This is a genomic window from Sharpea azabuensis DSM 18934 (assembly GCF_000702165.1).
In the GTDB taxonomy this organism is placed as follows: Bacteria; Bacillota_I; Bacilli_A; order Erysipelotrichales; family Coprobacillaceae; genus Sharpea; species Sharpea azabuensis.
The window spans coordinates 1-15,511 of record NZ_JNKU01000003.1 but is presented as its reverse complement, the minus strand read 5'-3'; the positions used below and the strand labels follow the sequence as shown (position 1 = coordinate 15,511).

General features: G+C 38.1%; 13 protein-coding genes. 1 reads left to right on the top strand and 12 read right to left on the bottom strand.

What is annotated here, in order from left to right:
* Window positions 1-32 precede the first annotated feature (32 nt).
* Together parC and parE are read right to left on the bottom strand one after the other, a co-directional pair.
* Entirely contained in the window at window positions 33-2,648 is a 2,616-nt protein-coding gene (gene parC, locus T529_RS0101080; RefSeq protein WP_033161767.1) for a DNA topoisomerase IV subunit A, read from the bottom strand.
* 10 nt (window positions 2,649-2,658) lie between these two features.
* Window positions 2,659-4,623 carry a DNA topoisomerase IV subunit B gene (parE, locus tag T529_RS0101075; RefSeq protein ID WP_033161766.1) on the bottom strand — a complete coding sequence of 655 codons (1,965 nt, stop codon included), beginning with the start codon at window positions 4,621-4,623 and terminating at the stop codon, window positions 2,659-2,661.
* Between the two features lie 154 nt (window positions 4,624-4,777).
* On the opposite strand from parE, the gene plsY reads away from it, so the two are divergent.
* The gene (gene plsY / locus T529_RS0101070) at window positions 4,778-5,389 is read left to right on the top strand and encodes a glycerol-3-phosphate 1-O-acyltransferase PlsY (RefSeq protein WP_033161765.1); all 612 of its coding nucleotides are present in this window, start codon (window positions 4,778-4,780) and stop codon (window positions 5,387-5,389) included.
* A gap of 28 nt (window positions 5,390-5,417) precedes the next feature.
* Here the strand turns inward: plsY and T529_RS0101065 are convergent, their stop codons facing one another.
* The 10 genes from T529_RS0101065 to T529_RS13440 form a co-directional block, all read right to left on the bottom strand.
* The gene (locus tag T529_RS0101065) at window positions 5,418-6,047 is read right to left on the bottom strand and encodes a histidine phosphatase family protein (protein WP_033161764.1); all 630 of its coding nucleotides are present in this window, start codon (window positions 6,045-6,047) and stop codon (window positions 5,418-5,420) included.
* Between the two features lie 38 nt (window positions 6,048-6,085).
* Entirely contained in the window at window positions 6,086-6,295 is a 210-nt protein-coding gene (locus tag T529_RS0101060) for a YneF family protein (protein ID WP_033161763.1), read from the bottom strand.
* An 87-nt stretch (window positions 6,296-6,382) separates the two neighbouring features.
* Entirely contained in the window at window positions 6,383-8,353 is a 1,971-nt protein-coding gene (tkt, locus tag T529_RS0101055) for a transketolase (protein ID WP_033161762.1), read from the bottom strand.
* A 64-nt stretch (window positions 8,354-8,417) separates the two neighbouring features.
* Window positions 8,418-8,642 carry a DUF896 domain-containing protein gene (locus T529_RS0101050; protein ID WP_033161761.1) on the bottom strand — a complete coding sequence of 75 codons (225 nt, stop codon included), beginning with the start codon at window positions 8,640-8,642 and terminating at the stop codon, window positions 8,418-8,420.
* A 212-nt stretch (window positions 8,643-8,854) separates the two neighbouring features.
* Window positions 8,855-10,141 carry an EF-P 5-aminopentanol modification-associated protein YfmH gene (gene yfmH / locus T529_RS0101045; RefSeq protein WP_033161760.1) on the bottom strand — a complete coding sequence of 429 codons (1,287 nt, stop codon included), beginning with the start codon at window positions 10,139-10,141 and terminating at the stop codon, window positions 8,855-8,857.
* On the bottom strand, window positions 10,113-11,402 hold the full coding sequence (gene yfmF / locus T529_RS0101040; protein WP_033161759.1) for an EF-P 5-aminopentanol modification-associated protein YfmF: 1,290 nt from the start codon (window positions 11,400-11,402) through the stop codon (window positions 10,113-10,115). Before yfmF ends, yfmH begins: the two co-directional genes overlap by 29 nt.
* Before the next feature lie 78 nt (window positions 11,403-11,480).
* Window positions 11,481-12,443 carry an ABC transporter permease gene (locus tag T529_RS0101035; RefSeq protein WP_033161758.1) on the bottom strand — a complete coding sequence of 321 codons (963 nt, stop codon included), beginning with the start codon at window positions 12,441-12,443 and terminating at the stop codon, window positions 11,481-11,483.
* Window positions 12,443-13,549 (bottom strand): ABC transporter permease, encoded by a 1,107-nt coding sequence (locus tag T529_RS0101030; protein WP_033161757.1) that lies wholly within the window; start codon window positions 13,547-13,549, stop codon window positions 12,443-12,445. The genes T529_RS0101035 and T529_RS0101030 overlap by 1 nt, the downstream gene beginning before the upstream one ends.
* A complete protein-coding gene (locus T529_RS0101025) occupies window positions 13,539-15,056 on the bottom strand; it encodes an ABC transporter ATP-binding protein (protein WP_033161756.1) in 1,518 nt (505 codons plus the stop codon). Before T529_RS0101025 ends, T529_RS0101030 begins: the two co-directional genes overlap by 11 nt.
* A 239-nt stretch (window positions 15,057-15,295) precedes the next feature.
* On the bottom strand, window positions 15,296-15,511 hold a 216-nt coding region (locus T529_RS13440; RefSeq protein WP_033161755.1), incomplete at its 5' end, for a transposase.

Genomic DNA, 15,511 nt, shown 5'->3' with positions numbered 1-15,511 from the left:
CTTATTTTTACTCATATAAACATAAATTTCAATTAGAAAGCGTCGTCGTCAAGAAGATCTTCTAAGGAAATTGTTTCAAAATGTTGTTCTTCTTTTTTTGTTTTAGTTTTCTTAACAAGCTTCTTCTCATGGGATTCTTCTACTGGAAGATCAAAGAGATGAGGTTCTTGTTCGACTTCCATATTAATGATATCGTTGCCTTCTTCATTAAGATCTATGGTATTTGTTGATTTGACTGCAGGATCATAGATAAAGGTGATATCCCCTTCTAGTTTCTTTATTGCACTCATGCGATTTGTAGTATTGGCATAATTATAATCTGTTGGTGAAAGATCAATAATGTTGTTTTCACTATAGATTGTCAGCTTATCATCATTGTTGAGAACATATCCTGCAATGACATCCTGCTCTTTTGTCTTTGGTTTTTTTGCAATGATAATTCCTTTTGCACCACGTTTTGTTGCAGGAATATCGCTTATATGCAGACGTTTTATTCCGGCTGGCTTAGTGAAGATGTACAAGGACTGAGTGTGAGCTGGATCAAAGGATTGCATGAAGGCCAAGGTATCATTTTTTAAATTCATCGCCTTCACACCACTTGCCTTTGGTGAAAGGATGGATACTTCGCTTTCGCTAAATAGTGTTGCATAACCAGCTGTTGAACCTAATACAAGGCCGTCATGGCCATTTGTATAAGCTACTCCAACAAGTTTATGCGGCGCTTTTATATTCATTGCCTTATAAGTCTTAGTATAGCGAGATACTTCAAAGTCTTTTAAAAGCACACGCTTAATCATGCCATTATCACTTGCTAAAGTGACATAGAGCGGTGTATTGAAGTCTTTGACTAAGAGTGTAGAAATAATCTTTTCATCATTACCCATTTTGACAAGATAACTGATATGTTTACCAAGTTCTTTCCACTTAAAGTCTTCAATTTTATGGACGGGAATAAAACAATAATTACCAGCATCCGTAAAGGCTAAAAGTGTATCAAGTGTATTGGCTTTCGTCAGGGCAACAAGATAATCATTATCTTTCTTGCCAAAAGCTGTATTCTCGCTTGCTTTATAGCTACGTTCACTGATTTTCTTGATATAGCCATCACGTGTAAGTGAGACATAACAATCTTCAGGAATGATCATTGCTTGCTGATCGACTGAAGTATCTTTAATTTCATCCTTGATTTCAGTGAGTCTTGGTGAAGGATAATTCTTCTTGATAACTTTTAGCTCGTTAATAATGACATTACGTAAAACCTTATCACTATCAAGAATGGCATTAAGTTCATTGATTGTTTCATTTAAAGCCATTTGTTCATTCTCTAAAGCTACAATATCTGTATTCGTCAAGCGGTAAAGCTGCAACATAACAATAGCTTCAGCTTGATTTTGAGAGAAGCCAAATGTCGTCATCAGATTCATCTTTGCATCGCTCTTATCCTTTGAACCACGAATAACTCTAACAACATCATCAAGTATACTAACTGCTTTAATCAATCCAGCAACGATATGTTCTCGATCAATAGCTTTATGAAGATCATATTTCGAGCGTCTTGTTACAACATCAATTTCATGATTAATATAGCCATCAATTATGTCACAGATGCCCATCTGGACAGGACGTTTATCTTTAATGGCAACCATATTATAGGAATAATTCTTTTGTAGATCAGTATTCTTATAGAAGTAGTTTAAGGTATTGTTGGCATCAACATCTTTCTTCAAGTCAATGACAATTCTTAAGCCAGAACGATCAGATTCATCACGTACTTCAATAATTCCATCAATGGTTTTGTTGAAACGAATTTCATCAATCTTTCTTACCAGTTCAGCCTTATTGACCTCATAAGGGATTTCTGTCACTACAATCTGATTGATATTCTTTGCTTCCTCAATTTTACAACGTGAACGCACAATAACTTTTCCACGTCCATTCTTAAGAGCTTTCTGAATCTCTTGCTTCCCTTCGACAATCGCACCAGTAGGAAAATCTGGTCCCTTGATAAACTGATAGAGATCATCAAATGATGCATTAGGATGCTTGATCTTATAAATCGTTGCATCAATGACCTCACCTAGATTGTGAGGGGGAATGTCTGTCGCATAGCCGGCTGAAATTCCTGTTGCTCCATTGACAAGAAGATTTGGATATTTTGCTGGAAGGACAGTTGGTTCATATTCCGTATCATCGAAGTTAAGTGACATCTCAACAGTATCTTTATCAATATCTTTTAGTAATTCTAAGGCAATTGGCGCTAATCGTGCTTCGGTATAACGCATGGCTGCAGCTGGATCATTATCGATGGAACCATTATTACCTTGCATGTCGACAAGCGGCATACGCATTTTCCATTCCTGGGAAAGACGTACCATTGCATCATAAACTGAAGAATCCCCATGTGGATGATAATTACCGATAACATTACCAACAGTTTTGGCAGATTTACGATAAGGCTTATTAGGCAGATTGCCTTCTTTATACATTGCATAGAGAATACGGCGTTGAACCGGCTTAAGGCCATCACGCACATCAGGAAGAGCTCGGTCCTGGATGATATATTTGGAATAGCGGCCAAAACGGTCGCCCATGATGTCATCTAAAGACATCACTAACATGTTTGTATCAGGTTGTTTTTCTTTAGCCATCCTTTTCCTCCTAATGTTTCTTTACTAATTCTTTCTGATCCATTGTAAAGGCATCAAAATCATCTTCCATTGAGAACTGAACATTATCTTCAATCCATTCACGACGTGGCTCAACTTTGTCACCCATTAAAACAGAAACACGACGTTCCACTAAAGCAGCATCCTCGATGGTGACTTGGATGAGTGTTCTTGTTTCAGGATTCATGGTTGTTTCCCAAAGCTGGTCAGCGTTCATTTCACCAAGACCTTTGTAACGTTGCACATTATAACCTTTGCCCACTTTCTTTTTTGCTGCTTCTAGCTCTTTATCATCCCAGGCATAAACAATATTATCTTTCTTGCCATTCTTTTTAGAAATTTTATAGAGTGGTGGCATCGCAATATAAACCTTGCCTGCTTGGATAAGACCACGCATATAGCGATAGAAGAATGTCAGTAATAATATCTGAATATGAGCACCATCGGTATCGGCATCGGTCATGATGATGACTTTATCATAGGCAGCATCATCTACATTAAAATCACTGCCATAGCCTGCATTAATTGTATTAATCATTGTGCCAATTTCTTCATTTTTTAAGACATCAGCTAAACTGGCACGTTCTGTATTGACAACTTTACCACGAAGAGGCAAAATGGCCTGAAATTTACGGTCACGACCTTGTTTTGCACTACCGCCGGCAGAATCCCCTTCGACAAGATAAAGCTCATTCTTGTTTTTATTGCGGCTCTGAGCAGGCGCCAGCTTACCAGAAAGTATGGCTTTTTCTTTTTTGGCCTTGCCATTACGTAAAGCTTCTCTTGCCTTTCTGGCAGCATTTCTAGCAGCTGCAGCTTTGATCATCTTGTTGACAAGTTCATCAGCTTCTTCTTTGTTTTCTTCAAGATAATAGGTTAGCTGTTCAATAGTTACCTTTTCAAGAATGTTTTTAGCAATTGGTGAACCAAGCTTGCTTTTTGTCTGTCCTTCAAACTGTAAGTATTCTTCTGGAATCTTAACGGACAAGATGGCCGTTAAGCCTTCGCGGACATCATTACCTTCAAGATTCTTATCTTTCTTCTTCAAAAGATCATATTTTCTTGCATAGTCATTAAAAACTTTTGTAAGACCACTCTTAAAACCCATTTCATGGGTACCACCATCACTTGTACGAACGAGGTTGACAAAGGAAACAATATTTTCCTGATAGCCTTCATTAAATTGCAAGGCGACTTCGACTTCTATTTCGTTCGAATTATCATCAAAAGAAACAATTTTTGAAATGAGCTTATCTTTCCCGGAATTAAGCCAATTTACAAATTCAACCAATCCGTTTTCATAATGATAGCTTTCGTGGCGATCAGTACGTTCATCATGAAGAACCATTTCAATACCTTTTAAGAGAAAGGCATCTTCTCTAAGTCTTTCTGAGATTGTTGAAAAGTTGAAATTAATATTGGAGAAAATCTCATGATCAGGCATGAAATGAATAATGGTTCCTGTTTTCTTTGTTGAACCAACAGTTTTCAGTTCTCCAATAACACTGCCGCCCTTTTCAAAGTGCTGGGTAAAGATCTTCCCATCACGCATAACCGTAAGGTCAAGATAGCTACTCAAGGCATTAACGACTGAAGAACCAACACCATGCAAGCCACCACTTGTTTTATATCCGCCATCGCTGGAGAATTTTCCACCTGCATGCAATACTGTTAAAATGACTTCAGTTGTAGGTCTGCCTGTTTCAGCATTAATCCCTGTAGGCATACCGCGACCTTCATCTTCAACCGTTATACTATTATCCTTATGGATGGTAACTGTTATCTTCTTACCATAACCGGCAAGAGCTTCATCGATAGAGTTATCGACAATTTCCCATACCAAATGATGTAATCCACGGTTATCTGTTGAACCGATATACATCCCCGGTCTCTTTCTAACAGCTTCTAGTCCTTTTAATATTTGAATATCCGATTCATCATAATGACTCTTTGGCATTCTATAACCTCCTAAAACCGACATATTATAACATAATCTTCTCTTGATGGATAGTCAATAAAAATTGTATTTTGGGCATATATGCGTGTTTTTTACGCTTCGTTTCATTGTATTTTTAGCGAATCCATGTATAATACAACCGAGGTGAAAAATAATGAAATTGCTGCTAACAACGCTATGTTTACTAGCAAGCTATCTGTATGGATCCATTCCTTTTGCCTTAGTAATTGGGAAAGTTTTCTATAATACAGATGTCAGGGAGTCTGGTTCACATAATTTGGGAGGTACAAATGCTGGCCGCGTCTTAGGGAAGAAGGCAGGCGCTGCGGTTATTGCACTAGATGCAACAAAATGTATTGTTACGGTGCTCTTTGCCCGTTTCATGATTCACACATTTCAGCTTTGGCCAGAGTTATTCTACCCTTGTGCTTTTCTTTGTATCTTTGGTCATTGTTATCCATGCTTTGCCCAGTTCAAAGGTGGCAAGGGTGTTTCAAGCGCCATTGCTTATACACTTGTGACAAATATCTATTCCTTCTTCATTGCTCTTGCAACATTCTTAGTGACACTTAAGATTAGTAAGTTTGTTTCACTTTCATCAATGCTTGGATGTATTGCTGTATGTATTGGGATGTTCTTTGTTGAACCCAGCATGGTCGCACGTATTACGAATGTCTGTATAACAGTATTAGTGATCTATCGACATCATGCCAATATTGGACGTATCATTCATGGTGAAGAAGCGAAAGTCAAATGGTTAAAGTAAAAGAGAATGGTTTAAAAGCCATTCTCTTTTACTTTGTATAGGATTCATTAGACTGATATGGCAGATAGTCATTCTCTCCCAATGTTTCAATATGATAATCTCCATCATAATCAACAATCGTTAGCGAACAGCCATCAACAACCTGACGATTGACTTTCACAAAATCATGACGGCTTAAATGCAGCATACAGGCCATGAATACTGTGAAGCAGAAACCATGTGTCACAATAAAGACACTGTCATAGTTCTTATGAGTAATGTCATTTAAAAAATCATTCACACGTTCAATAATGCTTGTATAGCTTTCGCCTTCAGGCATCCCCTCAATAGCATCAGGTTCATTCCATAATTTTGTATAAGCATCTTTAAGATTAGCAGGCATATGGTCAATATACTTGCCTTCTGCTAAGCCAAAGTTCATTTCCCGAATACGTTCATCCTTGATAATGTTTTCTTTAGGAAAGACAAGTTTGGCTGTATCATATGCACGCTTGATTGGAGAAGCATAGATGGCATCAAAATGCATTGCACTTACTTTTTTACGCAAAGCTAAGGCGTTTTCGATACCTTGTTCAACAAGAGGTGAATCCTGACATCCTTGAAGTCTTCGCTCCTGATTCCAAACTGTTTTACCATGTCTTGTGATATAGATTTTCATAATAATCCTCCCAAAAAAGAAAATAAGGGCTTACACCCTTATTTGTATTGATCATTTATACTTTTCATGATTTTTCTAATTTGTGCTTCGCTAGGTTTGCGGCCAGTTCCCTGGAACATAGCACGAACCATCTTTTCATTGATAGGTGGATTCTTCTTAAGTTCTCTCTTGAACATCCATCTAGCAAAGAAGAAACCAACTAAAGCACCAATAATAACTGAAATAAAAACAGTTGCAAAGTTTGCCATTCTTTTCGCCTCCAATAAATCTTTTATATTATAACAAAGAGTTAAACATTTGTAAAATCAAAAGAAAGGGATGACCCCTTTCAATGATTATAATTCCTGATAATTTTTAATGACATTATCTACAGTGAAGCCATATTCAGCAATCACTTTGCTAGCTGGTGCTGATGCGCCATATGTAGAAACTGACATAGCTTTACCATCTAAGCCAACATATTTATACCAGCCGAAGTCAGTCTGCATTTCAACAGAAAGACGCTTGCGGCAAGCTTTTGGTAAGACTGATTCCTGGTATTCTGCTGATTGTGCATCAAAACGTTCACAGCTAGGCATAGAGACAACACGTACACCAATACCTTCAGCATTAAGCTTATTGCTTGCTTCGATTGCAAGTGCAACTTCTGAACCTGTAGCAATGATAATGCCATCAAGTTCATGATCTTCCTTACGAACAATGTAAGCACCACGTGCCACATCATCATAAGTCGCATTAGTGATATTTGGGACATCCTGTCTTGTCAGGATAAGAGCTGTTGGTGCATCAGTTGTTTCAACTGCAATCTTCCAGGCAGCCATCATCTCAGAAGCATCTGCAGGTCTTAAAACCTGCATGTTGACCATGCTTCTTAACATGGCAAGCTGTTCAACTGGCTGATGTGTAGGTCCGTCTTCACCAACGGCAATTGAGTCATGGGATAATGGTAGAATGATTGGTAATTTCATCAGACATGCCATACGTGCAGCAGCCTTGAAATAGTCAGAGAAGACTAAGAAACCACCAGCAGCTACCTTAACACCATGATGTAATGTCATACCATTCATGATAGCAACCATGGCGAATTCTCTAATACCAAAATAGAGATTGCGGCCATTGTAATGATCAGGACCAAAGCGATCTTCATTAGCAATTGTAGTTTTCGTAGAGCTTGCAAGATCGGCAGTACCTGAGAGGAATGTTGGATTCTGCTTAGCAACTTCCTGAATAACTTTTAAGCTTGTGTTTCTTGTTGCTTCATTATCATTGAAATGATATGTCTTGGCAAGTTCTTCATAGTCCAATGTGAACTTACCGGCCATAGCATTCATATATTCCTCATAAGCCTCAGGATAAGCTTCCTTGTAGGCTTTTAAAACCTTATTCCATTTATTGTAGGCACGTTTGCCACGGTTAAAGACATTCTTTTTAAAATCCTCATAAACTTCTTCTGGAACAAAGAAATTTTCATGATCAAAGCCGTAAGAAAGTTTAGCGTTCTTGCCATCCTCTTCGCCTAATGGAGCGCCATGAACCTTATTTGTACCCTGGTTCTTTGAACCATAGCCAATTGTTGTCTTCATGATAATGATTGATGGCTTGAAGCTTTCCTTCTTAGCACGACGAATAGCTCTAAGCATGGCTGTTGTGTCATTGCCATCAGCAACTTCAATAACCTGCCAGTTCATCGCTTCATAACGCTTCTTGACATTCTCACTAAATGAATAAGATAAAGGACCATCTAGTGTAACATCGTTATTATCATAAATCACAATAAGTTTGCCTAAAGCAAGATGACCTGCTAATGAAGACGCTTCATAAGAAACACCTTCTTCCATATCACCATCACCACATAATACATATGTATAATGATCAACGATATTGAAATCTGGCTTATTGTATTTTGTGGCTAAGAATTTTTCTGCCATAGCCATACCTACAGCCATAGGAATACCCTGCCCCAAAGGACCGCTTGAAGCGTCAACACCATCGGTTACATCACATTCAGGATGACCAGGCGTCTTGCTTCCCCATTGTCTGAATGCTTTAAGATCTTCGATAGAAAGATCAAAGCCTGACAAGTGTAATAATGAATAAAGCAATGCACTTGCATGTCCGCTTGCGAGAACAAAACGATCACGGTTGTCCCATTTTGCTTGCTTAGGATTAACACGTAATTCTTTTGTAAAGAGCGTGTATAAAGCAGGTGCAGCATCTAATACCATACCTGGATGACCTGACTTAGCTTTATTGATCATATCAATGCCAAGAGATCGAATGGTTGCAATAGATAATTCAGAATCCATTTTTTTATAATCCCCCTATTTTCCAACTTACAATAACATAAAAAAGGTGTTTTTGGAACACCTTTTAATGAACTTTTTTCTTTCTACGTACAGGTGTAACGTCATTGCCATTAGGATCGATAACACGAATGCCTTCTAGCTGCTGACGCATCCCTTCTCTAAAGATTTTAATATATTGCGCTCTGAGTTCTTTTTGTCTTGCTTTTTCTTCGGGAGATAATTCTTCAGTCTTGCTTTTATGGGCAAGTGCATTAATCTCCTTTATGAGTGCATCCATCTGATCTGACATGTATTTCACCTCAAATTAAAGGACCTAAGAGCTTTAGTCTATCCCTGTTGTAATTACAGGTGGGTATCTTGTATCACGCTTTAGGATCCCTACATAAATGCAGGTATTCAACACCGCAGATAACAATCAGATTCCCTTATGATAAATGTAGGAAATGCATATATCTCTTAGGTCACTCACATTATATCATAACTTATTGACTCGTCAATTGATTATTTCTTGATTGGCACAATCGTATAATCAGCACTGTATTCATCATTGAAAAGAGGTAAGATAGCCTCGATGTCTGAAGCTGTTATAGCATTGATTTCATCAATGAGTGTAAAGGCATTGATGCCTTCAAAATAATAACGGCTAAACATATTCGCAACCGTTTCTAATGAATTAAAAGCCTGAATAAGAATACCAATATTCTTCTTCTTAACGCGCTCAAGAACTTCTTCATCAATCTGATAATCTTTCATATTTCTAATAAGCTCATGAAGCTTATTTCTAAGCATGTCACTATGATCACTATCACAGGACATGCTGTAGAAGGCATAATCTCTTTCCTGGGTTAAGCCGGCTGAAAAAGAGTCGTTGATTAAGCCTTGATTACTCCACTCTTCTCTTAATGATGAGCTTTTAGAGAAAAGCATATCTGTCAGAAGCGTGAAGGCTAATTCACGCTTAAGTTTCGCATGAGGATCTTTTGGCGTGTCATTGATCTTAATATTGACAGCTACTTTATCGACGGTTACATCCATCATCTTGACTTCAGACTTGACATCAACCTGGGCAGGTTCATTAATTGTGCCACGGATAATAGGTGGCATTGGTGAGAAATGCTTTCTCGCTTGATTATTTCTAATTTCTTCCATCATTTCATCAGCATCAAAGTGCCCTGCTACAAAAAGCATCATATTGCTTGGATGATAGAACGTATTGTAGATGCGGTGAAGCAAAGGTGCATCAATTTTTGCAATCGATTCAACTGTACCAGCAATATCAATACGGACAGGATGATTGTGATAGAGATTATGAACGCCACCAAAATAGCTTTGCCAGTCAGGATTATCATCATACATGCCTATTTCCTGTCCGATAATGCCACGTTCTTTTTCCACTGATTCCTGTGTCACGTTGCATTCCTGGACAAAGTCAAGTAAGAGATTCACACAGGCTTTTTCATGAGATGTTGTCGAAAAAAGGTAGGCTGTTCTTGTATTGGAAGTAAAGGCATTCGAGCTTGCTCCAAGTTTCGCAAATTCATTGGATGCATCACCATCATCCATGTCAAACATCTTATGTTCAAGATAATGGGCAACGCCATCAGGGACAGTGATCATTTCTGTTTCATTGATAGGCACAAATGTTGTATCGATGGAACCAAAGTTTGTCGTAAAGAGACCATATGTTTTGGTGAAATCAGGCTTAGGCATAAGATAAACCTGAAGACCGTTTGCCATCACTTCATGATAGAGTGTTTCTTTAATTGTCTGATAATATATCTTTTCCATAAGGGTCCTTTCCTGTTAAGAGATAAACTGTATCGAGCTTAATCTGCTTAGCACATCTGATAATGTCTTCACGACTTACGGCATTAATCTTGTTAATGTAGTCCTGAATGGATTGTTTTTTGTGGACAAGGTCGCGGTTATAGGCAAGTGAAATCAGGTAGCTTGAAGAATCGTAGGCTTTTGTCAGTGAAGAAACAACCATCTGTTTAGCCATCACGAGTTCATCGTCACTAAAGTGACCATTTCTAAAGTTTTCAATTTCTTCATCAATGAGTTCCCTCGCCTTTTGATAATGCTTTGTTTCAATGCCGCTAGCGATGACCATGATGCTGTTGAAGGGATCATAGCTAGCAGTAATATAATAGCAAAGACTATTCTTTTCACGGACATTTAAGAAGAGCCTGCTTTGTGAATAGCCACCCAGCATATCAACGAAAATACTCATCGCTTCTGTATCATCATCTTTGAAGTCTGTTTTGAGGGTATAGCCAAGATTAAGCTTAGCCTGAGTGATTTCCTGCTTTTCAATGATCTCAAGGACTTCATCTTTATCGCTTGTAAAATCATAGATCACAGGATGCTCTTGATTATGTGCTTCAAAGTGCAAGTTATCTTTAAAGCTTTCCACAACATGTTCATCAATATCACCAACGATATAGACATGCTTATCATCATTTTGAAGCATTGAGAGATAGGCCTGAAAAACATCTTCACCTTTTATCTTTTCAACATCTTCTTTTTCACCAATCGCACTGATATCAATAGGGGTATTCATACCCATATAATGATAAAGCTGATCAATAGAATAATTCATTTTATCATCAAGTCCTTGCTGGATACGGGCAATGATTTCTTTCTTCTTGATTTCCACAAGATCTTGATCAAAGCTTTGATGATTGACTAATGGTGTAAAGAGTACTTCATTAAGTAAGTTAATCTGCTTTTCGAGAAGATCATCATTAACAGGCAGGAATTCCTGGTTCACAGCTGTTGTTCGCAAGGAGATGATATGAGATTGTCCTTTAGTTGAGACATTGGCACCAAGACTAGCTCCATAGAGGTCGTCAAGATAACTTGAAAGTAAGGCATTAGTTGGATATTTCTTTGTTGCACTGGTCATGACAAAAGCTAAAACGGCTCTTAAAGCAGCACTTTCTTTTGTCAAGGGTGCTTTAAAATTAATATGAATTGTAATATCTTTAAATTTCTTTGATGGAATAATATGAAGGGTGTAACCATCCATCTTAAATACATTTTGCATTGTTCATTCCTCCATGAATCCTATTATAACTGAATTTGTTTTATAAACAAAGAAAAAGGCTCTTGATGAGCCTTTAGACTAACGTCTTGATTTATCGTATGGAATACCATCTGCACGAGGGGCAGCGCTATTCTTAGAAGTAAATGCCAGTAAGATCAATGTTGCTACATAAGGAATGAGCTTATAGAACGTATCTGGTAAAGAGAGTTTTGCGATAAATGGAATGGAGCTATAAGCAAATGAGATGGTCTTTGTAAAACCAAAGAAGAATGCAGCCCCACCAATACGAAGTGGTGAGTAGTTACCAAAGATCATAACAGCTAATGCCAAGAAACCATAACCAGCAACAGTACCAGTAAATTCAGTAGAAATTGGGATGATATAAATCAAACCACCAACACCGGCAAGAATACCTGAAAGAGCAACACCAGCATATCTTGTCTTATAGACAGAAATACCAGCAGCATCTGCTGCCTGAGGGTTTTCACCGCAGCTTCTTAAATGAAGACCGAATTTTGTCTTCATCAAGAGATACCATGAGAAAGCCAATAATAGGAATCCTAGGAATGTTGTAATATAGCAATTCTTAAAGAGCAAGTCACCGAGAACTGGGATGGATCCAAGACCTGGAATGGATTCAATTCTGAATTCATTCGTAAAGGAAATATTCTGTGCGCCATCCTGAACTGTCTTTGCGATAAAGATTGCAAGACCTGCACCTAAGATATTAAGTGCGGTACCAGAGATGGTCTGGTCAGCAGCTAAGTTGATAGCGGCAAAGGCATGAAGCATTGAGAATAGGAATCCAGCAAGAGCAGCAATAGCCATTGAGGCAAAAAGCAAAGGCATGCCACTTAATACTTGATTCGTCTGTGCCCAGTTCATAAAGAAGATACCCGAGAAAGCACCAATAACCATGATACCTTCAAGAGCCAAGTTGACTACCCCACCACGTTCTGAGAACATTGCACCAAGGGCAACAATCATAAGAGGAATCGCAAACAATAATGTTTGATTAAATAAGAAATAAACAATACTCATTATACCTTACCCTCCTCTTTCTTTCGCTTATTTGCTTCATGTTTCGCAAAGACATGCTTAATAAACAATGTGAAAGAAGCAAAGTAAATAATAACACCAGTAATAATCTGAATAACTTCAACAGCGATATTAAGTGACTGGAGGTAGTTACCGCCAACATTAATATAACCCATAAATAATGCAGCGAAGATACAGCCAATTGGGTTGGAGAAGCCAAGTAAGGCAATTGGGATACCATTAAAGCCTTCATCAGGAAGGACTTCAGTAATCTGTAATGTCTTACCAGAACCGCATAAGTATGGTAATGCACCACCAACACCGGCAAAGAAGCCAGCAGTAGCTAAGGCAAGAATGAGGGTTTTCTTTTCATTCATACCTGCATATTTCGCAGCATCTTTATTGAAGCCGACTGCTTTTAATTCATAGCCAAACTGTGTCTTATTCATAATGACCCAGGCAAGAATGCATAAGCCTACAGCAATCAAGAAAGCAACAACGAAACGTAAATTAGAATCACCAGTTGAAAGCAAGCCATCAAGAGGTGTTCTTGGCAATGAACGCGATTCAGGAATTGTCATAGATTCAGCACCTGTCGAGTTATAAATTGTTGACTTAATGCCCTGGATGACAAGAAGTAAACAAATATAGTTACACATGATTCCGGAAATAACGACATTGACATTCTTAAAAGCCTTCAGGAAGCCAGGGATAAGAGCCCATAAGGCACCAGCTAAGCCAGCACATATTACAGCTACTATCCAAACAAGGCTATCAGGAATAAATGTCCAGCGAATAGAGATGTACATGGCAACAAATGAACCGATGAGGTACTGGCCAGGAACACCGATATTGAATTCACCAGTCTTGTAGGCAAAGGCAACACAAAGACCAGTCATCATGATTGGAATAGAAAGATAAATCATTTGTGAGAAGGATTCAGTTCCACGATAGAAACCACCGGATAAGAGAATACCGAAACCTTCTAATGCTTCATTTGGTGCAAAGATCAAAATAATGATAAATCCAACAACAAGACCAAAGAAGATTGAAATGAGAGAGGCAATAACAGATTTTGTGCCATCTTTTGCGAATAATTTACTTAGCATATTGAGCGCCTCGCTTACTTCCGGCCATATAAAGACCTAATTCTTTAATATCAGTTGTCTTAGGATCTAAGTCACCAACAATTTCCCCTTCATATATGACAAGGATACGGTCACTTAAAGCCATAACTTCATCAAGTTCAAGAGAGACAAGAAGGACAGCTTTGCCTTCATCACGTTGCTTGACAATCTGTTTATGGATGAATGAAATCGCTCCTACATCAAGACCACGTGTTGGCTGTACGGCAATCAGTAAATCACCATTCGCTTCAACTTCTCTTGCGACGATGGCTTTCTGCTGGTTACCACCGGACATGCCACGAACAATGGATTTGCGGCCTTCCCCACTTCGTACATCATATTCTTCAATAAGCTTATCTGCATATTGATCCATCTTTTCGAAATTCAAGAAGCCTTTTTTATGGTATTCAGGTTTGTAATAATTCTTGAGATTGATATTCATAGACAAGTTGTAATCAAGAACTAAACCATGCTTATGTCTATCTTCAGGAATATGCTTCATGCCATCATCAATTCTTTCACGAATAGACTTGTGTGTAATGTCAATATCATTTAAGTAGATCTTGCCACTTGTAGGCTGTGCTAAGCCTGACAAGTTATAAACAAGTTCTGTCTGACCATTACCATCAATACCAGCAATACAAACAATTTCTCCAGCTCTTGCTTCAAAAGAGACATCATTGACTAAGGCTTTGTTGGCACCTTTTGGATGATAAGTCAAATGTTCGACTTTTAAGATGACATCTTTAGGTTTAGCTGGTGTTTTGTCAACAACAAGCTGTACCTTATGACCAACCATCTTTTCAGAAAGCTGTTCTTTGCTGACATCGGCTACGTTGACAGTATCGACATACTTACCTTTGCGCAAGATCGTACAACGATCGGCAACAGCCTTAATTTCATTAAGCTTATGTGTAATAAAGATAATGGATTTACCTTCAGCCTTAAGGTTTTTCATGATGAGCATTAATTCATCAATTTCCTGTGGTGTTAATACAGCTGTAGGTTCGTCAAAGATTAAAATATCATTATCTCTAAATAACATTTTCAAAATCTCTACACGTTGCTGCATGCCAACGGTAATGTTTTCAATAAGTGCATCCGGGTCAACGTTCAGCTTGTATTTTTCAGAAAGCTCCATGACTTTCTTGCGTGCGTTTCCCTTTACTAATTTTCCCCCAAATCCAGTCTCTTCAATACCTAGAATGATATTTTCAAGAACTGTGAAATTATGAACCAGTTTGAAATGCTGATGAACCATGCCGATACGATACTTATTTGCATCGTTAGGGTCATTGATCTTTACAGCTTTACCATTAATGCGAATCTCTCCTTCATCAGGCTGATATAGGCCAAAGAGAATACTCATCAAGGTTGATTTACCGGCTCCGTTTTCTCCAAGCAGAGCATGAATTTCGCCTTTTTTTACTTGAAGAGTGATATTGTCGTTTGCTTTAATACCTGGGAACTCTTTTGTGATATTAAGCATCTCGATTGCATAATCGTCCAATATCGCCACCCCTTTCTTTCGGTATTATACTATAAAGTTTAGTGAAAAGATATGCTTTTTTCTTTGAAAAAGAGATGAGCATAGCTCATCTCTCCAGACTGTTGACGATTAACCACATCGTTGGCGGTCTTTTTTTATAGATTGATATATTTTATGATTCATCCTCTTTTTTCTGAATATATTTCTCCAGATAATAAAAAAATTGGGTCTAGATTCTTCTATCCTATCCCCATCGCCTTTAACGTTTCCTCATTTTGATGCTCAAAGCAGGAATTTTGGGCGCAATGCGCCTCCTGCATCCTTCCAAGGTATGTGCATAACTTCTTGAGATTCATTCCTGTGAATATCAACATAAGATTATCATACACTCTTTCGAATCCTGTATATAGCGTATAGTCCAGCCCGTGTCTTCTCTTGCCATCCGCAAATACCTT